We start from the raw sequence: 18,169 nt of genomic DNA on the forward strand, positions 1-18,169 counted from the left end.
GGCGATCAGCCACCATTGTCGCCCACCGGCAGCGGCGCGTGCTGCTGTTTTTTCTCCTTGTGCTTGATCACCAGGCGGTCAAGCTTGTCCGCAAGCAGGTCGATCGCGGCATACATGGTCTGGGCATTGGCCTCCGCGTGCAGGGTCTGGCCCGGGATGTTGAGGCTGGCGTCGACATGGTGTTCGGTCTTCTGCAGCTTGAGGGTCACCCGCGCTTCGCAGTGCTGGTCGAAGTGCTTTCCGATCCGGGCCAGCTTTTCCTCCACATAGGACTGCAGGGCCGGGGTGACTTCGACATCTTTGCCAAACGTTTCGATGCGCATCGGGTTTCTCCTGTGTTCGGATGTGCCAATGAACCTCTCCGCCGGGCGCGGCGGCGCGTCAAGCGATTCTGACCCTTTCGTGCGAGGCGGAAATGTTCATGGCTTCACGATACTTCGCCACGGTGCGCCGCGCTACTGGGATTCCCGACGATTTGAGCAGGTCAGCCAGCTTGGCGTCAGAAAGCGGCTTGCGCGGATTCTCATCGTCGATCAGGCGCCGGATCATCGCCTGGATGGCGGTGCTGGACGCCTCGCCGCCGCCTTCGGTATCGATGCCGGAGGCGAAGAAGGCCCGCAGTGGCAGGGTGCCGCGCGGGGTGCGCACGTGCTTGCGGGCGATCGCACGCGACACCGTGGATTCGTGCAGGCCCAGTTCGGTGGCAATCTCGCGCAGGGTCAGTGGGCGCAGCGCCTGCTCGCCGAATTCAAGGAAGCCGGCCTGCTGCAGGATCAGGCTGCGCACGACGCGCAACAGGGTTTCGCCGCGCTGCTGCAGGCCTTTCAGCAGCCAGCGTGCTTCCTGCAGCTGGGCACGCAGGTAGCCGGCATCGGCGTCGCCGCAACGCCGGATAAGCTGTTCGTAGCCGCGGTGGATCACCACCTTCGGCCCGGCATGGGCGGCCAGTGCAGCGCGCCACACGCCGTTCTGCCGCCATACCACCACGTCCGGCACCACGTAAGTGTCCTGCGACAGCGGTGCGATCTGCGTGCCCGGGCGCGGGTCCAGCGAGCGCAGCAGTGCGACGGCAGTCTCGACCTCGTCCATCGGCTGCTTCAACTCATGAGCAAGCCCGGCGACGCCACTGCGTGGCAGCCGTTCCAGCGGGCCTGCGGCAATCTGTCGCGCCAGCGCCAGCCCGGGCGTTTCGCCGGGCAGCACATCCAGCTGCAGCAGCAGGCATTCGCCCAGCGTGCGTGCAGCCACACCCACCGGATCGAAGCGCTGGATGCGATGCAGCACGGCGAGGATCTCGTCCTCGCCGGCGTGGATCGCCGGCAACAGGGTGTCGGCGATGGTGCCCAGCGGTTCGCGCAGATAACCGTCATCGTCCAGTGCATCGATGAGCGCGGCACCGATGCTGCGATCACGTGGGGACAGATGCGACAGATGCAGCTGCCACAGCAGATGGTCGGCCAGCGTTTCGGTTTCGGCTACGCGCTCGGCGGCGCTGCCATTGTCGTCGTCATCGTCGAAGCTGCCGCCGCTGCCGGACGCGTTCCAGTCCAGTTCCGCCGGCGCCCAGTCGTCGCCGGCATCGGCGCGTTCTGCGGGCGCATCGTTGCCGTTGTCGTCGCCTTCGCCGGCAGGACTGCTGCTGTCACTGCTGTCGGCCCAGTCCAGCAGCGGATTGCTTTCCACCGCCTGGGCGATTTCCAGCTCCAGCTCGGTGGTGGACATCTGCAGCAGCTTGATCGCCTGCTGCAACTGGGGCGTAAGCACCAGTTGCTGTCCCAACGATGTCTGCAGCCGAGTCTTCATGCCTGTGCCGAAAGGAAGGAAAGGGACCCGGCGACTGCTTCACAGCTTGAAGGAATCCCCGAGGTAGACGCGGCGTACATCGGCGTTGTCCAGGATCGCTTCCGGCGAACCCTGGGCCAGCACGCTGCCCTCGGCGAGGATATACGCGCGGTCGCAGATACCCAAGGTCTCGCGCACGTTGTGGTCGGTGATCAGCACGCCGATGCCACGCTGCTTGAGATGGGTGACGATGCGCTGGATCTCGCCGACCGAAATCGGATCGACACCGGCGAACGGCTCGTCAAGCAGGATCAGGCGCGGCTGCGCTGCCAGGGCGCGGGCGATCTCGCAGCGGCGGCGTTCGCCACCGGACAGGCTGGCGCCAAGCTGGTCGGCAACATGGCCCAGCTGCAGTTCGTCGAGCAGGCTGTTCAATTCGCGCTCGCGGCCGGCCGCATCCAGGTCTTCGCGCAGCTCCAGCACCAGGCGGATGTTGTCGGCCACGGTCAGCTTGCGGAATACCGACGGTTCCTGCGGCAGATAGCCCACGCCCTGCTTGGCGCGGGTATACATCGGGTCGCCGGTGATGTCCTTGCCGTCGAGCACGATGCTGCCAGCGTCAGCCGCAACCAGGCCGACGATCATGTAGAAGCAGGTGGTCTTGCCGGCACCGTTGGGGCCCAGCAGGCCGACCACTTCGCCGGCGTCGAGGGTCAGCCCGAAATCCTTGACGACTTCGCGCTGCTTGTACTTCTTGCGCAGGCCCTTGGCGACGAGCATTACTTCCTGCTCCCGGCCGGCTGCGCCGGCGTGGTGGCCTTGGGCTGTGCCGCAGGCGCGGCCGGGGTCTTGTTCTTCGGCGGGATGACGGTGCGCACACGGCTGCCGTCACCACCGGAGTTCATTTCGCCGGTGCGGGTGTTGTAGACCATGCGCTGGCCGGCATTGGTGCCGCGCGCGCTGGTGACCTTGTAGTTGCCGGTCAGGGTGATGATCTCGGTCTTGATGTCGTAGTCGATGCGGTCGGCAACGGCATCCATCCAGGTGCCGTCATCGAGCTGCTGCTTCATCTTGGCCTGCTTGCCAGTGAACACCGCGCGCACGGCTTCGCCATCCTTGAGGTAGATCTCGGCCTCGGACGAGCGCAGGTCCAGCGTGCCCTGGGTGATGATCACGCCCTGCGACAGCACGGTCTTGCCGTCGCCGGTGAGCGTGCCGGACTGGGCGCCGGAATCGATGTGCATGTCTTCGTTGCGGTCGGTGGACTTGGCGAAGGCGGCGCTGGGGACAAGAAGACCGAGCGCGAGTACGGCGGCAAAGGAAATCTTCATCGGGGTCCGTTCTACCGGTGGGGGCCTCCCGGGCGGGCCGGGGGCGGAGGGTGGGGCTGCCGGCCCTGCGCCTGTCCGGAGACGTCGCGGGCTGGCGGCGGAATCAGCGTTTGGGCGTGTAACGGCCCTTGGACTGGCTGAGGAAATGATACGTGTTGTTCTTCGAATCCACTTCGAAGCCGACGCCGGACTGTTCCATGCCCGGGCGGGTCATGGTCACCAGGGCGTCGGTGCGGGCGCGGTTCTCCTTCGGGAACACGTCCAGATGGTCGGTGCGGAAGGTGGTCGGCACCACGCCCGGATCGGCCGGGCTGTCGCCGGCCACATTGCCGCGCAGCTTCATCTGGTCGCCCTTGGCGCTGAGCCAGCCGGTCTCGGCACGCAGGGTCCAGTGCTTGCCATCCTTGTCCGGCATCTCGAACAGCGGCGTGGCGATGTTGATGGTCTGGTCGCCACGCTGGCGCTCCAGCCGCGGCGCACGCAGGGTGGTCGACTCCTTGCCGTGCTCATCCAGGGCCACGATCTGGAAGTCGTGCAGAACGTAGTCCACACCCGGCTCCTGGCTGTCGTTGGCCGGGCCCTTGTCGCGGTTGCGCAGGGCGGCCCAGCTGCTGAGCAGCGCCGCCAGCAGCAGGCCGACGCCCAGCAGGGTGCGCCAGTTCAGTGTCGGCAGGCTCATGCGCCGAACCTCGCCAGCACCGCATCCACGTGGCCCTGTGCGGCCAGCAGGATGTCGCACAGTTCGCGGGCGGCGCCACGTCCGCCGTCGGCGCGGGTCTGCCAGTGCACGCGCTCGGCGATCCACGGGTGGGCGTTGGCCGGGGCCACTGCCAGGCCGACCGCGCCCAGCGGCGCCAGGTCCGGCAGGTCGTCGCCCATGAAGGCCACCTGCTCCAGGCCGACGCCGTGCTGCGCGCACAGCGCCTGCACGCTGGCCAGCTTGTCGCCCACGGCGATCTGGGTGTCGATGCCGAGGTCGGCGCCGCGCTTGAGCGCGGACTGGCTGTTGCGCGCGGTGATCAGCACGGGGTGGATGCCGTGCTGCTGCAGCAGTTTCAGGCCCAGGCCATCCTGCACGAAGTACGCCTTGCTCTCGTTCCCTTCCTTGTCGTAGTACAGCCGACCGTCAGTGAGGGTGCCGTCCACGTCGAAGCAGGCCAGGCGGACGCGGGCCGCAGCGGCATGCAGGTGGGCAGGGAAGGCGGGCAGCGGGGACCAGGGCATCAGGGCAGCAGGCTCGGTGGGGTCGGGTGGGGCATTACAGACTGAATGGGGTCTACGGACTGTCGGTTAAACCACCCGGGCCCGCAACAGGTCATGAATGTTCAGGGCGCCTACCGCACGGCCCTGGTCATCGACCACGATCAGGCCGTTGATTTTCTGGGTTTCCATCTGCCGCGCGGCCTCTACGGCCAGCTGGTCGGCCCCGATGGTGCGCGGGTTGCGGGTCATCACGTCGGCGATCTTCGCGGTGCGCACGTCAAGCGCGCTGTCCAGCGCGCGGCGCAGGTCGCCGTCGGTGAACAGGCCGATCAGCACGCCATCGGCGTCGACCACGGCGGTCATCCCGAGTCGCTTGCGGCTCATTTCCACCAGCGCCTCGCTGAGGCTGGCGTCGGCACCCACGCTGGGCAGGTCCTCGCCGCTATGCATGACGTCGGTGATGTGCAGCAGCAGGCGGCGGCCGAGGCTGCCGGCCGGGTGCGAGCGGGCGAAATCGTCGGCGGTGAAGCCGCGTGCGTCGAGCAGGGCCACGGCCAGCGCATCGCCCATCGCCAGCGAGGCGGTGGTGCTGGAGGTCGGCGCCAGCGCCAGCGGGCAGGCCTCGGCCGGCACGCTGACGTCCAGGTGGATATCGGCGGCGGTGGCCAGGCTGGACTGCGGGCGGCCGGTCATGGAGATCAGCAGGTTGCCCTGGCGCTTGAGCACCGGCAACAGCATGAGCAGCTCGTCCGACTCCCCCGAATAGGAAAGCGCCAGCACCACATCGTCCTCGGTGATCATGCCCAGGTCACCGTGTCCGGCCTCGCCAGGGTGCACGTAGAACGCCGGGGTGCCGGTGGAGGCGAGGGTGGCGGCGATCTTGCGGGCGATGTGCCCGGACTTGCCCATGCCGGTGGCGACCACACGCCCGCGGCTGGCCAGGATCGCCTGGCAGGCCTGCTGGAAGGCCTCGCCGAGGCGGTCAGCCACGGCCTCCAGCGCCTGCCGCTCGATCTCGAACACGCGGCGGCCACTGGCGATCAGGCCGGCAGGGTCGGCAGAACGGGGGGGCAACAGGGATTCAGCCATGCGGACGCCACGCAGCGGAAGTAGAATGGATGCACATTTTATTAGGAAAGCCCGTTGGACGCCGACACCATCCGCAATCTGATCGAAACCGGCCTGCCTGGCGCCCGCGCCGATGTGCGTGGCGACGATGGCGTGCATTTCGAAGCGACCGTGGTCTGCGAGGCCTTTGCCGGCAAGATGCCGCTGGCCCGCCACCGGATGGTCTATGCCACCCTCGGCGACCTGATGGGCGGCGCGATCCACGCGCTGGCGCTGAAAACCGTGACCCCGGCCGAAGCCGGCTGAACCGCAGAAGATTCCCAATACATGGCCAAGATCGTTGTGACCGGCGGCGCTGCGCTGCACGGTGAAGTGAGCATCTCCGGCGCCAAGAACGCCGTCCTTCCCATCCTCTGCGCGACCCTGCTGGCCGATGCGCCGGTGGAGATCACCAACGTGCCGCACCTGCACGACGTGGTCACCACGGTGAAGCTGCTGGGCGAACTGGGTGCCAAGGTCACCATCGACCAGGGCACGCTGTCGCGCGGCAGCGCGATCGTGGTCGACCCGCGTTCGGTCAACCAGCACGTGGCACCTTACGAGCTGGTCAAGACCATGCGCGCCTCGATCCTGGTGCTGGGCCCGCTGCTGGCCCGCTTCGGCGCGGCCGAAGTGTCGCTGCCGGGCGGCTGCGCGATCGGTTCGCGTCCGGTCGACCAGCACATCAAGGGCCTGCAGGCACTGGGTGCCGAGATCGTGGTCGAGAACGGCTTCATCAAGGCCAGCGCCAAGCGCCTGAAGGGCGGCCACTTCACCTTCGACATGGTCAGTGTCACCGGCACCGAGAACGTGCTGATGGGCGCGGTGCTGGCCGAAGGCACCACCATCCTCGACAACTGTGCGATGGAGCCGGAAGTGACCGATCTGGCGCATTGCCTGATCGCGCTGGGCGCGAAGATCGAAGGACTGGGCACCGCCCGCCTGGTGATCGAAGGCGTCGAGCGCCTGTCCGGTGGCCGCCACGAAGTGCTGCCCGACCGCATCGAGACCGGCACCTTCCTGGTGGCCGCAGCGATGACTGGCGGCAAGGTCACGGTCAACCGTGCGCGCCCGAACACCATGGACGCGGTGCTGTCCAAGCTGGTCGAGGCCGGTGCGAAGATCGAGACCACCGACGACACCATCACCCTGGACATGCAGGGCAAGCGGCCGAAGGCGGTCAACCTGACCACCGCGCCGTACCCGGCATTCCCGACCGACATGCAGGCCCAGTTCATGGCGCTCAACTGCGTGGCTGACGGCGTGGGCGTGATCAACGAAACGATCTTCGAGAACCGTTTCATGCACGTCAACGAACTGCTGCGTCTGGGCGCGGACATCCAGGTTGAAGGCCACACCGCCATCGTGCGTGGCAGCGAGCACCTGAGCGGTGCGCCGGTGATGGCCACCGACCTGCGTGCGTCGGCCTCGCTGATCCTGGCCGGCCTGATGGCCAGCGGCGAGACCACCATCGACCGCATCTACCACCTTGATCGTGGCTACGAGAACATCGAAGAGAAGCTGTCTTCGCTCGGCGCCACCATCCGGCGCGTGCCATGATCCTGCGTGGCAAGTTCAGCCCGCGTCGCAAGGCACTGCTGGCCCTGGTGCTGATCGTGCTGGCGTGGCTGGGCTATGCCTGGTACGCCAACATCGCCATTACCCAGGGCATCGAGCAGAGGGACATGGACTGGAACGGCGATGGCACGGTCTCGCGCGACGAGATCATCGAGTCGTTCTACGCGGTCGCGGTGAACGACAGCCAGGACGGCAACCGTCATTGCCGCACCTTCGTCTGGCGCAGCACCGGCGAGCAGATCCGCGTGGACTGCCGCACCGAGTTCAAGCCCGCTGCGGCCGAGGAAAAGAAGTAAGAAAAACGCCCGCGAAAGCGGGCGTTTTTCCCGGGGCGTCCATCCACGCATGGCGTGGATCTACTCCAGGTTTCCAGTAGATCCACGCCATGCGTGGATGACGTGGATCTCCGGTCAGTTCAGCGCCTTGATGGTCAGGTCCAGCGCATCGCGTCCGCCCTCACGCTGCAGCATGCGCGCCGGCACCGGGAACTCCGGCACGATCCAGGCGATCAGCTCCTTGTTGCCGTCGGCGCGCGAGACCTTGGTGGCCTCGTAGCTCTTGCCGCCCACGGTGATCGATTCCTTGCCGACCACGCGGTAGGTCATGTTCTTGATGCGGCCTTCGTCGACCATGCGATAGGTCAGCGGCTTGCCGGCGGCCAGGTCACGGGTGATCGCCAGGTTGATCAGCAGCGCATCCATGTCACCGGCCTTCAGCGCGATGGGGCCGGCACGGTCCGGCTTGATGTCGCCGGTCCAGGTGGCCTGGTTGCTGGTCCAGTTGTAATTGGCCTGCACGTTGCGCTTCTTCACCAGCAGCGCCGAGCGGTCCTGGCTGCTCAGCGGGCGCAGTTGCCCACGTACTTCCTCGAACACGGTGCTCTGGCTCAGGTCGGCGAGCTGGTTCTTCACCTGGAGGCTGTAGCGCCACTTGTTGCTGCCTTCGTTGGACAGGGTCATCGTGCCGTTGGCCTGCATGCCCATGTAGCTGGCCAGGTAATCCGCCTTGAAAGGTTGCAGGGCCATGGCCGGCAGGCTGGCCACGGACAGGGCAGCGGCCGCGATCCAGGCGAGGGGGCGGGTCGGGATGCTCATGCTCAGACTCCTTGGTATTCGATCAGGCGCAGATCGACGCGGTCTTCGCCGTCTTCGCGTTGCAGGATGCGCACCGGGGTGGGGACCCCGTTGGCGATCCAGAGGATGGTTTCATTTTTGCCGCCGTTGGTCCGGTAGACCCGCAGCGCGTTGTAGGACAGGTCGCCGACCTCGACGTTCTCGGTCTGCGGCGCGGCCTGGTAGTCATGCTGGCGGACCTTGCCCATGTCCACGTAGCGGTAGTGCATCGCGGCGCCTGGGCGGGCGTCGCGCATGATTGCCAGATTGATCAGCAGCGCACTCTGGTCGCCCGGCTGCAGCGGAATCGGCTGTGCGCGCTTCTTCTCGACATCGCCGCTCCACTGCGCGGTACCGGCCTGCCAGTTGTACGTGCCGACCGCCTTCTTGCCGAGAAACAGGCCCTTGCGCACCGTGCTCTGGCTCAGCGGTGCATAGCTGCCAGCGCGCTCCTCGAAGACCGTGCTCTGCTCGATGTTCAGTCCCAGCACGCTGGCGAACCCGCGGCGGCCGACCACCTGCATGTCCACCCGCCACTGGTTGCCGCCGGTGTGGGTGACCTGCATGCTGGCGTCGCCGGCCTCCTTGCCCTTGTAGAAGGCCTGGTAGGTGGCGCTGAACGGCTGCAGCGGCGGCGGTTCCCACGCCAATGCCGGCAGGGCCGGGGCCGTCGTTTCGGCCGGCGGCTGCACCGCTGGCGCCGGAACCGGCGAGGCAGGCGCCTGTGCCTGGCCCCAACCCACGCCGGGAAGCACGACAAGCGACAGCAGCAATGAAGTGGACAGCAGGGTCGTGGTCTTCATGGAGGACAGGAGCTGCAGGAGGGGGGCAGGATGCCAGCCCCGCAGTCAGCGGGGCGTGTGCGTGGGCGTTACCGGTTCAGGTTCCCGGCGGAATCTAGGACCAGTGGGCTAAACAGGGGGTGACCATCCAGCAGTGGCTGGCCCTCCCGTTCAGCCAGGCGGCCGGCGCACAGCAGCTGCAGGGTGGCGATCAGCAGCGGATGCTCCACCGCCAGCACACGCGCCGCCAGGCTGTCGGCGTCATCGCCGGGCATCACCGGCACCCGCGCCTGGGCCAGCACGGCGCCGGCATCCAGCTCGGGCACCACCAGGTGCACGCTGGCCCCATGCTCCGCATCGCCGGCGTGCAGCGCCCGCGCATGCGTGTCCAGCCCCTTGTGCAGCGGTAGCAGGGAGGGGTGGATGTTGACCAGCCGGCCATTGAAGCGCTGCACGAAGTCGGCGCCGAGAATGCGCATGTAGCCGGCGCAGACGATCAGATCCGGCGCGACCGCGGCCAGTGCATCGCCCAAGGCCTGCTCGTAGGCGGCGCGGTCACCGAATTCTTTCGGTGCATGCGCCCAGCGCAGGCTGTCGCCGACCCGTTGCAGCGCGGCTGCGGCTGGGCGGTCGGAGAACACGCCGACAACCTCGGCGGGCAGGCGGCCGTCAGCAATTGCGTCAAGGATGGCCTGCAGGTTGCTGCCGCGGCCGGAGGCGAGCACGGCAATGCGGGTGGGCGTGCTCATTGCCGGGCACTCCGGCGGATCAACGGCCAGGTCAGCAGACTGCCCAAGGTCGCCAGCAGCATGTCGGCATGAGCGTCCCACATGTCGCCCTGCTGCCCGTTGTAGGCCTCGGCGGCGTCGGGCGACAGGGCAAGCGCGATGGCCCACTCGAACCACTCGTAGGCCAGGCTGGCGCACATCACCGTCATCACCGCCAGGCTGAAGGCCTGGCCCAGGCGCAGCGCCGGCCAGGCATGCCGGGCCAGCTGCAGCAGCGCGGGGGTGAAGCAGACGCCGAACAACAAGTGGATGAGACGGTCGAAGTGGTTGCGCTGCCAGCCGAAGGCGGCATTCGGCGACCAGCCGGCCAGCGCCTGTGCCCAAGCGTCGTAGGGCACGTTGGAGTACAGCCAGCGCGCGCCCACGCAATGCAGTGCGATGAAGCCACAGATCGCGATGAAGGCGCCATTGCCCAGCCAGCCACGCCGGTCCACCCAGAGCAGGGCAGCCAGGCCGACGACGGTCAGCGAGCTGTGCAGGGCCTGTTCGACGGGCCACAGCGGATCGATCCAGCTGACCAGGAACACGGCCAGTACGGCGGCGAAGGCCAGCTTCTTGGGCAGTGAAACACGATAGCCGCGGGCAGTGGCGTTTGCGGCGGTGGCGGGCGCGGACATGTCGGATCGGTCAGGAGGAAGCGATGGGTTGCCTGCGGGCTCAGGCACTGAGGTGGTCGCCGCGGTCGAACAATGCGGCCATGTCAGGCTTGGACAGGAACACCCGGGCATAGGCCGTCAGCGCCATGCCCAACGGGCCGGCAAGCACTGCCAGCCATGCCGCGCGCTGGCACCAGGCCAGCCCGGTGCGGCGCGACAGCAGGCGCGCAGTGTGCAGCTGTACGAAGCCAAGCGCCGCCGCCAACAACGAAATGACCCCGTAGACCGTGGCCAGCGCCGCGCCTTCGTCCAACCCCCGGGAACTGGCGACCAGGCCGATGAAACCGAGGAAGGCCAACGCGGCCAGCCAGTGGAAACCTGCCAGCGCGTAGAACAGCACCTTCAGCGTCTGCAGGTGGCTGGCCAACTGCAGCTGCGCCAGGGTCTGCTGTGGCAATGGCGGAGGCGCGCCCGGCATCGTCATGCAGCCGTGCCAGCTGCATCGAAGGCGGCCTTCACCTGCGGGCGCAGCAGTGTGACCAGGGTGAACACCCCTAGAACGGTGCCCAGCGGCGCGAACAGGCAGAGCAGGCCGGCCACGATCAGGCACAGCAGGTAACGACGCCGCCGGGCCACGCAGCGGCCGGCATGGATGACGAATGCGGCCATGCCCAGGCCGCCGGCGACGAACACGGTCCCCAGGACCGTGAACACCCAGCCGAACAGGCGCTGTTCGGCCGGCGACGAGGGCTGGCCCCCGGAGTTCATCGGCAGATGGCCGCTCAGCGCACTGATGCCGAGCACGATGTACAGAATGAAAAACAGCGAGAGCAGCGCAATCAGGCCACCGAACACATAGTGGGCGATGGACAGCGCGCGCAGGTGGTCAGCGTCCTGCCTGCTGAAGACCGGCACCGCCGCCAACGGCGGTGGTACCGGGGTGGGTGCCAGGGGGGGCGTTGCGTCCATGCGGGCTCCTGGTTGCCGGGCTCAGCCGATGTGGACGCGCTCGGCGCCTTCGGCGGTGACCACCTGGCCGATGGTCCAGTGCTCCAGGCCCTGCGCCCTGACCGCCTCGGACACGGCAGCCTCCTGGTCCGGCGCGACGATCAGCACGAAGCCGATGCCGCAGTTGAAGGTGCGCCACATCTCGCTGTCGGCCACGGCGCCTTCCTTCTGCAGCCACTGGAATACCGGCGGCAGGGTCCAGGACGAGGCCTGGATGTCCAGGCCGAGGCCGTCGGGCACCACGCGGATGATGTTCTCGGTCAGCCCGCCACCGGTGATGTGGGCCATGCCGTGAATGGCCTCGCCGTGTGACTTCAGCAGCGCCAGGATCGGCTTGACGTACAGGCGGGTCGGCGCCATCAGCGCATCGACCAGCTTCACGCCGCCTTCCAGCTCCAGATCGGCCGGGCGGCCGGCACGGTCGTAGATGCGGCGCACCAGCGAGTAGCCGTTGGAGTGCGGGCCGGACGAGGCGATGCCGATCAGCACGTCGCCGGCAGCCACGCTGGCGCCGTCCTTCAGCTCGCTCTTCTCGACCGCGGCCACCGTGAAGCCGGCCAGGTCGTATTCGCCCGGGGCATACATGTCGGGCATTTCAGCGGTTTCACCACCGATCAGCGCGCAGCCGGCCTCGGTGCAGCCGTTGGCGATGCCGCCCACGACCGCCGCGGCGGTGTCGATGTCCAGCTTGCCGGTCGCGAAGTAGTCCAGGAAGAACAGCGGCTCGGCACCCTGTACCAGCACGTCGTTCACGCACATGGCGACCAGGTCGATGCCGATCGTATCGTGGCGGTTCAGCTGGTGCGCCAGCTTCAGCTTGGTGCCCACGCCGTCGGTACCCGACACCAGCACCGGCTCGTGGTACTTGTTGGACAGGTCGAACAGGGCGCCGAAGCCGCCCAGGCCGCCCATCACTTCCGGCCGGAAGCTGCGCTTGACCAGGGGCTTGATCCGCTCGACCAGCTCGTTGCCGGCGTCGATGTCGACACCCGCGTCACGATAGGTAAGGGGGGAGGGGGCGGAAGACGGGGTGTTGGTCACGGGCGTCGGCGCTGGCAGGGGTTGAACGGGCGATTTTAACAGGCCGCATTGGCGCAAAGGCCGTATTCGGGCAACAATTCCCCCGGATACGTCGAGCCAATGGATGTCCTGATGCGCCGCAGCCTGATTCTGACCCTGCTCCTTGCGCTGAGCCTGCCGGTGGCCACGATGGCCCAGAGCGGCCTTCGCACCGAGGGTGATGTCGCCACCGCCAGTGGCGCGTACGAGGCCGAAGTGCCCGTCAACAGCCAAGCCGAAGCCGATCGCAACGGCGCCCTGGCCCGCGCCCTGAGCGTGGTACTGGGCAAGCTGTCCGGTGATCGCAACGTGATGTCGCGCCCCGGTGTGGTGCAGGCACTGCGCAATGCCAAGGACTACGTGGCCAGCTACGACTACAAGCAGGACCAGAGCGTAGGCGCCAGCGGCGCGCCGAGCTTCCGGACCCTGCTGGTGGCCCGTTTCCGCGAGGACGACGTCGATTCGCTGGTCTCGGCGCTGGGCCTGCCGCTGTGGCCGCAGCCGCGACCAAAGCCGGTGGTGTGGCTGGCCGTGGATGACGGCAGCGGACCGCGCCTGGTCAGCGTGCAGCAGGCCAATGCCGCCCGCCCACTGCTGAACCGCGCCATCGAGCGCGGCTACAAGCTCGGCCTGCCCAGCGGCGGTGCCGCCGAGCAGGCGCTGGCCGGTGCCATCTGGCGCCAGGACAGTGCCGCCGTGGCCCGCGCCTCCTCGCGCTACTCACCGCCGATGCAGCTGATCGGCAAGCTCTACCGCGCCAACGGCGGCTGGCAGGCGGACTGGGTGTTCGTCGACAACGGCCGTGAGCTGAACAAGTGGACCAGCAAGGACGCCAACGCCATGCGGGCGATGGCGGCCGGCGCCGATGGCGCCGCCGATGCGCTGGTCAGGCGCTATGCGAAGGCCGGCGCCGCCGTCGGCCAGGCCGGAACCTACCGCGTGGTGGTCACCGGCATCAACAGTGCCGACGACTACCTGCGCCTTGCCGCCGGCCTGCGCGAGGTGCCGGTGGTGCGCAACGTCACCCCGCTGCATGCTTCGGCCGGCCAGCTGGAGCTGAGCCTGGAGATGACCACCGGCCTGGCCGGCTTCAACCGCATGCTGGGCGACAACGGTGTACTGGTGCCGAGCGCGCCGCTGCCGGCCCTGCCGACGCCGATCGACGACACCACCGGTGCCCCGGTCGCAGCACCGGTCAGCAATGAGTACCGCCTGCGATGACCCTGACCCCGGAAGCGGAAATCGCGCAGTTCCTGCGCCGGCTGAAGTACATCCTGTTCGCCGGCCTGGTCGGCTGGGTGGTGTGGCTGCTGGCCCCGATCCTGACCCCGTTCGTGCTGGCGCTGGCACTGGCCTGGCTGGGCGACCCGCTGGTGGACCGCATCGAGGCCACCGGCCGCTCGCGCATGACCGGCGTGGTGCTGGTATTCGCGGCGATGGTGCTGGTGATCGTGGCGCTGCTGCTGGTGCTGGTGCCGATGATCGAGCGCCAGATCACCACCCTGATCGCGGTCGCGCCGCAGGCGCAGGCGTGGCTGATGGAAAAGGGGATTCCCTGGTTCGAGCAGAAGACCGGCCTGGAAGTGATGCAGTGGCTGGATCCGGACCGCCTGATCGAGTGGGTGCGCAGCCACTGGCAGCAGGCCGGCGGCGTCGCCACCACGTTCATGGGCTACGTCTCGCGATCGGGTTTTGCGATGGTGACCTGGGTGGTCAACATCCTGCTGCTGCCGATCCTGGCGTTCTACTTCCTGCGCGACTGGGACAAGCTGGTCGAGCGGGTGGCCTCGGTGATTCCGCGCAACCACATCGGCACCATCACTGCGCTGGCGCGTGAGTCCAACGAGGTGTTGGGGGCGTTCATCCGCGGCCAGTTCCTGGTGATGCTGGCATTGGGCGTGATCTACGCCGGCGGCCTGTCGCTGGTAGGCCTCAAGCTGGGCCTGCTGATTGGCCTGATTGCCGGCCTGATCAGCTTCATCCCCTACCTGGGCGCGACCACCGGCGTGCTGATGGCGGTGATTGCCGCGCTGGTGCAGGCACAGGGCTTCGACCTGAAGCTGCTGATCCTGGTCGGCGTGGTGTTCACCGTGGGCCAGCTGCTGGAGAGCTACGTACTGACCCCGCGCATTGTCGGCGACAAGATCGGCCTGCATCCGGTGGCGGTGATCTTCGCGGTGATGGCCGGCGGCCAGCTGTTCGGCTTCCTCGGCATGCTGCTGGCGCTGCCGGTGGCGGCGGTGACCAACGTGCTGCTGCGCTATGCCCACCAGCGTTACCGCCAGAGCGAGCTGTACGTGGGCGAGAAGCCGGCGATCGTGCTTGATGGCGTGGTCGACGCCCCCCATATCATCGTTCCGACCGACAAGGGCCCCGACCTGAAGTGATGGGCGTGCCGCAACTGCCGCTGGCCCTGCATTACCCGCGGGACCAGCGCCTGGAGACCTTCATCGGCGCGCCGGATGGCGCGCTGGCGCAGCTGCGTGCGATCGCGGTCGGCGCCAGCCACGATTGGGTCTACCTGGAAGGCGCGGCGGGCACCGGCAAGACCCACCAGGCGCTGGCGACGTGCTCCAGCGCCGAGCAGGCCGGGCGCCTGCCGACGTACGTGCCACTGGCCAGCGCCGCCGGCCGCGTTCGTGCAGCGCTCGACGGGCTGGACGCACGCGAACTGGTGGCGCTGGACGGGCTGGACGAAGTTGCCGGCAACCGCGAGGACGAGATCGCGCTGTTTGATTTCCACAACCGCGCGCGTGCAGCAGGCGTGACCGTGCTGTACACGGCGCAGAAGGCGCCGGAAGAACTGGGCCTGGTACTGCCGGACCTGCGTTCGCGGCTGGGCCAGTGCGTGCGCGTGCTGCTGCAGCCGCTGGATGAGGAAGGTCGTGCTGCGGTGCTGCGCGAGCGCGCGCTGCGACGCGGCCTGGCCATCGACGAAGCGGCCATCGAGTGGCTGCTGTCGCACACCGGGCGCGAGCTGGGTGGGTTGATCACGCTGCTGGACTGGCTGGACCGCGAATCGCTGGCGGCGAAGCGGCGGATCACCGTGCCGTTCCTGCGCCAGGTGCTGGAAGAAGGCCGGCCCCGTTACTGAGGGTGGGGTTTGTTTGCAGGGCTGCGCCCTGCACCCGCGGTAGTGCCGGCCGCTGGCCGGCAGCTTCAACAGCAACGTCAAAAGCGGGCTTCCTGAGGGGAGGCGGGGTGGGTCAGGTTGCGGGGGACGGCGCAAGTACGTCCCTGTAGCCTCGATCGCGCCATCCATGGCGCTCACGCCCCCGCAACCTGAGCCACCCCGCCTTCGACAGGTTCCCGCGATCTGCCGGAACTGCGTACTGCACTGCTGTTGGTGGGTGTCGACCTTGGTCGACACGTGTCTTGCTTGTGGTGGGTGACGACCGTTGGTCGTCACCAGAGCAAGCGCAGCGAAGCGACCCGCTCTTGCTTTTCTTTCTTTCTTCCGTGGCTGGACGCGCACGGAAACTGTCAGAGGCCGGTCGGCGTGGGCTGCGCAGGGGCGTGAGCCGCATGGATGCGGCGACCGAGCTTACAGGGGTGAGGGCGCTTTGCTTGCGAAGCACTGCTTCGCAAGCGCCTGAACGCACAGCCGCCAGCGGCTGGGCCGGGCCCCGGAGGGGGACTTGCAGCGTCCCCTGCGCAGCCCACGCCGACCGGCCAAGCACGGCTTCTGCTTTCAATGAGTCCAGCCACGAGGGGCTCAGCCGTTCGCCGCCAACTCAGCATCCAGCGCGCGCAGGCGATCCACGGTGCCCACATCGGTCCAACGCCCGCGATGGTGCTGCCCCGTCATCAACCCCTGCGCCATGAAATGCTTCTGCAGCGGCACCACCGAGAACTTCGGCGGCAGCCGCTCGCTGCCCGGCGCATCGCCGATCACCGCGCGCCAGTCGGCCACGATCGAAGGACGGTACACGCCGATGCCGGCATAGGTCAGGCAGGGACCTTCGCGGTCATGGTGCAGCACCCCCTGCGTATCGAGGCGGTAGTCACCGTCGGGGTGTTGCGCCGGATTGTCGACCAGCACCAGGTGTGCCTGGCCCTGCGGCTCGCGCGGCAGCGTGGCGAAATCGAAATCGGTCCAGATATCGCCGTTCACCACCAGGAACGGGGCATCGCCCAGCACCGGCAATGCGTTGAGGATGCCGCCGCCGGTTTCCAGCGGGGTCGGCCCTTCGTGCAGGAAATGCAGGCGCACGCCCCATTGGCTGCCATCGCCCAGCGTTGCAGGGAACTGCTCGGCCAGCCACGCGGTGTTGACCACCACCTCGCGCACGCCGAGTGCGGCCAGGCGTTCCAGGTGCCAGACGATCAGCGGCTTGCCAGCCACATCCAGCAGCGGCTTGGGCGTGTGCAGGGTCAGCGGGCGCATGCGCTCGCCGAGGCCGGCGGCAAAGACCAGCGCCTTCATCGGGCCACGCGCATCGGTGCACCCAGCTCGGCCAGCGCCGGCTTGATGCGCTCGTCCAGCAGCTGCTGCAGCGGTGCCAGCTCGCGGTAGCGCGGCAGTACTTCATCCAGGTAGCCGATGAAGCGCGGCGCGTCGTCCAGGTAATGGCCCTTGTTGTCGCGGTAGCGCAGGCGGCAGAACAGGCCAAGGATCTTCACGTGGCGCTGGATACCCATCCAGTCGGCATCGCGCAGGAAGGTGGCGCGGTCGGGTACCGGCAGGCCGGCGTCGCGTGCGCGCTCGTGGTACTGCGCCAGCCACTCGTCCACGCGCTGCAGCGGCCAGCTCAGGAAGGCGTCCTTGAACAGGCTCACCGCATCGTAGGCGATCGGGCCACGCACCAGGTCCTGGAAATCCAGCACCGCGGGGCCGTCGTCGACCGGCATCAGGTTGCGCGGCATGTAGTCGCGGTGGGTCATCAGCTGGGCCTGGCCCAATGCGTTGTCCATCAACCGGCGGTGTACCAGCTGCAGCCCTTCGATCTCGCCGCAGTCCAGTTCCAGCTGCAGGTGGCGTTGCAGGAACCATTCGTCGAACAGGCCGGCATCGCGCTGCAGCAGCGCTTCGCCGAACTGGCCGAAGTCGGCCGGTACCGGGATCGCCTGCAGGCGCAGCAGCTGTTCGATCGAACGGCCGAACCATTCATCGGCGTTGCGCTCGTCGAGGATCCTGGCCAGGGTCGGGCCGCCGAGATCTTCCAGCAGCAGGAAGCCGGCTTCCACGTCCTGCGCCAGCAATGCAGGTACGCGCAGGCCGTTGTCGTGCAGCAGGCCGCGCATGCGCAGCCACGGCCGCGGATCTTCCAGCCGCGGCGGAGCGTCCATCACGATGTGGCTGCCGCGCGTGCTGGTGGTACGCCAGTAGCTGCGCATGCCGGCATCCACCGAAGCGCGTTCGACTACCGCGTTGGCGTCATCGAGCTGGGTACGGGCCCACTGCAGGCGCTGCGCGCTGCGCTGGGGATCGGAGGCGGGTTCGGTCATGCGGGCATATCCGGGCGCGCCGGGCGCGCCAACGTCGGGAGCAGGGGGGAAGGAGGGACGGGGTCAGCGGCGGCCGCTGAACAGGCGCAGGACGGCCAGCACGGCCACCGCGCCCACTACCGCACCGAGGAAACCGGCCGGTTCGCCGGGAGCGTACCAGCCCATGTACTGGCCGAACCAACCGGCCACCAGCGCGCCAATGATGCCCAGCACGATGGTCAGCAGGCAGCCCATGCGGTTGTTGCCGGGCATGAAGAAGCGCCCGAGCAGGCCGACGACGAAGCCGACCAGCAGGATGTACAGCCAGCTGCTGCTGCCGAACAGACCATTCATGTGCATGTGTTCCGCTTTGGGTGGACGCAGCCTAGCAAGGCC

General features: G+C 67.9%; 23 protein-coding genes. 6 read left to right on the forward strand and 17 right to left on the reverse strand.

From position 1 onward, the window contains the following. Positions 1 to 5: 5 nt before the first annotated feature. The 7 genes from hpf to AC5P65_RS14355 all read right to left on the reverse strand — a co-directional run bounded on the left by hpf (position 6) and on the right by AC5P65_RS14355 (position 5,405). Positions 6 to 323 carry a ribosome hibernation-promoting factor, HPF/YfiA family gene (gene hpf / locus AC5P65_RS14325; RefSeq protein ID WP_004147311.1) on the reverse strand — a complete coding sequence of 106 codons (318 nt, stop codon included), beginning with the start codon at positions 321 to 323 and terminating at the stop codon, positions 6 to 8. Between the two features lie 58 nt (positions 324 to 381). Continuing rightward, positions 382 to 1,803: an RNA polymerase factor sigma-54 gene (locus AC5P65_RS14330; protein WP_021202591.1), complete on the reverse strand. Its 1,422-nt coding sequence runs from the start codon at positions 1,801 to 1,803 to the stop codon at positions 382 to 384. Positions 1,804 to 1,842: 39 nt separating this feature from the next. Further along, entirely contained in the window at positions 1,843 to 2,562 is a 720-nt protein-coding gene (lptB, locus tag AC5P65_RS14335; RefSeq protein WP_019659449.1) for an LPS export ABC transporter ATP-binding protein, read from the reverse strand. Next, positions 2,562 to 3,113 (reverse strand): lipopolysaccharide transport periplasmic protein LptA, encoded by a 552-nt coding sequence (gene lptA, locus AC5P65_RS14340; RefSeq protein ID WP_019659448.1) that lies wholly within the window; start codon positions 3,111 to 3,113, stop codon positions 2,562 to 2,564. The genes lptB and lptA overlap by 1 nt, the downstream gene beginning before the upstream one ends. A 103-nt stretch (positions 3,114 to 3,216) precedes the next feature. Continuing rightward, complete coding sequence (gene lptC / locus AC5P65_RS14345; RefSeq protein ID WP_019659447.1) at positions 3,217 to 3,792, reverse strand: LPS export ABC transporter periplasmic protein LptC; 576 nt, start codon at positions 3,790 to 3,792, stop codon at positions 3,217 to 3,219. Continuing rightward, positions 3,789 to 4,337 (reverse strand): KdsC family phosphatase, encoded by a 549-nt coding sequence (locus AC5P65_RS14350; RefSeq protein ID WP_019659446.1) that lies wholly within the window; start codon positions 4,335 to 4,337, stop codon positions 3,789 to 3,791. Before AC5P65_RS14350 ends, lptC begins: the two co-directional genes overlap by 4 nt. 66 nt (positions 4,338 to 4,403) lie before the next feature. Next, the gene (locus AC5P65_RS14355) at positions 4,404 to 5,405 is read right to left on the reverse strand and encodes a KpsF/GutQ family sugar-phosphate isomerase (RefSeq protein WP_019659445.1); all 1,002 of its coding nucleotides are present in this window, start codon (positions 5,403 to 5,405) and stop codon (positions 4,404 to 4,406) included. A 54-nt stretch (positions 5,406 to 5,459) separates the two neighbouring features. Here AC5P65_RS14355 and AC5P65_RS14360 point away from each other — a divergent pair, with 54 nt between their 5' ends. From AC5P65_RS14360 to AC5P65_RS14370, 3 genes are read left to right on the forward strand one after another with little or no spacing between them, the layout of a single operon-like run. Then, complete coding sequence (locus AC5P65_RS14360) at positions 5,460 to 5,690, forward strand: BolA family protein (protein WP_021202589.1); 231 nt, start codon at positions 5,460 to 5,462, stop codon at positions 5,688 to 5,690. Positions 5,691 to 5,711: 21 nt separating this feature from the next. Further along, positions 5,712 to 6,983: a UDP-N-acetylglucosamine 1-carboxyvinyltransferase gene (gene murA / locus AC5P65_RS14365; protein ID WP_019659444.1), complete on the forward strand. Its 1,272-nt coding sequence runs from the start codon at positions 5,712 to 5,714 to the stop codon at positions 6,981 to 6,983. Continuing rightward, positions 6,980 to 7,297, forward strand: a complete 318-nt coding sequence (locus tag AC5P65_RS14370; RefSeq protein WP_019659443.1) for a hypothetical protein — start codon at positions 6,980 to 6,982, stop codon at positions 7,295 to 7,297. The genes murA and AC5P65_RS14370 overlap by 4 nt, the downstream gene beginning before the upstream one ends. Before the next feature lie 114 nt (positions 7,298 to 7,411). Here the strand turns inward: AC5P65_RS14370 and AC5P65_RS14375 are convergent, their stop codons facing one another. The 7 genes from AC5P65_RS14375 to purM all read right to left on the reverse strand — a co-directional run bounded on the left by AC5P65_RS14375 (position 7,412) and on the right by purM (position 12,328). Then, positions 7,412 to 8,095: a DUF3108 domain-containing protein gene (locus AC5P65_RS14375; RefSeq protein ID WP_019659442.1), complete on the reverse strand. Its 684-nt coding sequence runs from the start codon at positions 8,093 to 8,095 to the stop codon at positions 7,412 to 7,414. A gap of 2 nt (positions 8,096 to 8,097) precedes the next feature. Then, on the reverse strand, positions 8,098 to 8,916 hold the full coding sequence (locus AC5P65_RS14380) for a DUF3108 domain-containing protein (RefSeq protein WP_111099199.1): 819 nt from the start codon (positions 8,914 to 8,916) through the stop codon (positions 8,098 to 8,100). A 68-nt stretch (positions 8,917 to 8,984) separates the two neighbouring features. Then, positions 8,985 to 9,644 carry a phosphoribosylglycinamide formyltransferase gene (purN, locus tag AC5P65_RS14385; RefSeq protein WP_021202586.1) on the reverse strand — a complete coding sequence of 220 codons (660 nt, stop codon included), beginning with the start codon at positions 9,642 to 9,644 and terminating at the stop codon, positions 8,985 to 8,987. Further along, positions 9,641 to 10,300 (reverse strand): DUF2238 domain-containing protein, encoded by a 660-nt coding sequence (locus AC5P65_RS14390; protein WP_495215676.1) that lies wholly within the window; start codon positions 10,298 to 10,300, stop codon positions 9,641 to 9,643. The genes purN and AC5P65_RS14390 overlap by 4 nt, the downstream gene beginning before the upstream one ends. 40 nt (positions 10,301 to 10,340) lie before the next feature. Continuing rightward, entirely contained in the window at positions 10,341 to 10,763 is a 423-nt protein-coding gene (locus tag AC5P65_RS14395) for a hypothetical protein (protein WP_058979369.1), read from the reverse strand. Next, a complete protein-coding gene (locus AC5P65_RS14400; protein ID WP_019659437.1) occupies positions 10,760 to 11,248 on the reverse strand; it encodes a hypothetical protein in 489 nt (162 codons plus the stop codon). The genes AC5P65_RS14395 and AC5P65_RS14400 overlap by 4 nt, the downstream gene beginning before the upstream one ends. Positions 11,249 to 11,269: 21 nt before the next feature. Then, positions 11,270 to 12,328 carry a phosphoribosylformylglycinamidine cyclo-ligase gene (gene purM, locus AC5P65_RS14405; RefSeq protein ID WP_111099198.1) on the reverse strand — a complete coding sequence of 353 codons (1,059 nt, stop codon included), beginning with the start codon at positions 12,326 to 12,328 and terminating at the stop codon, positions 11,270 to 11,272. A 99-nt stretch (positions 12,329 to 12,427) separates the two neighbouring features. Here purM and AC5P65_RS14410 point away from each other — a divergent pair, with 99 nt between their 5' ends. From AC5P65_RS14410 to hda, 3 genes are read left to right on the forward strand one after another with little or no spacing between them, the layout of a single operon-like run. Beyond that, on the forward strand, positions 12,428 to 13,567 hold the full coding sequence (locus AC5P65_RS14410; protein WP_019659435.1) for a DUF2066 domain-containing protein: 1,140 nt from the start codon (positions 12,428 to 12,430) through the stop codon (positions 13,565 to 13,567). Continuing rightward, complete coding sequence (locus tag AC5P65_RS14415) at positions 13,564 to 14,733, forward strand: AI-2E family transporter (RefSeq protein ID WP_111099197.1); 1,170 nt, start codon at positions 13,564 to 13,566, stop codon at positions 14,731 to 14,733. The genes AC5P65_RS14410 and AC5P65_RS14415 overlap by 4 nt, the downstream gene beginning before the upstream one ends. Further along, a complete protein-coding gene (hda, locus tag AC5P65_RS14420) occupies positions 14,733 to 15,440 on the forward strand; it encodes a DnaA regulatory inactivator Hda (RefSeq protein ID WP_021202582.1) in 708 nt (235 codons plus the stop codon). Before AC5P65_RS14415 ends, hda begins: the two co-directional genes overlap by 1 nt. A gap of 621 nt (positions 15,441 to 16,061) precedes the next feature. On the opposite strand, the gene murU is transcribed toward hda, so the two are convergent. From murU to AC5P65_RS14435, 3 genes are all read right to left on the reverse strand, one after another. Continuing rightward, the gene (gene murU / locus AC5P65_RS14425) at positions 16,062 to 16,772 is read right to left on the reverse strand and encodes an N-acetylmuramate alpha-1-phosphate uridylyltransferase MurU (RefSeq protein ID WP_111098211.1); all 711 of its coding nucleotides are present in this window, start codon (positions 16,770 to 16,772) and stop codon (positions 16,062 to 16,064) included. Next, entirely contained in the window at positions 16,769 to 17,794 is a 1,026-nt protein-coding gene (locus tag AC5P65_RS14430) for an aminoglycoside phosphotransferase family protein (RefSeq protein WP_111098212.1), read from the reverse strand. Before AC5P65_RS14430 ends, murU begins: the two co-directional genes overlap by 4 nt. 63 nt (positions 17,795 to 17,857) lie before the next feature. Then, positions 17,858 to 18,127: a GlsB/YeaQ/YmgE family stress response membrane protein gene (locus AC5P65_RS14435; protein WP_019659430.1), complete on the reverse strand. Its 270-nt coding sequence runs from the start codon at positions 18,125 to 18,127 to the stop codon at positions 17,858 to 17,860. Between the last annotated feature and the right edge of the window lie 42 nt (positions 18,128 to 18,169).

The organism is Stenotrophomonas sp. YJH_SMC_48-3 (assembly GCF_059369375.1).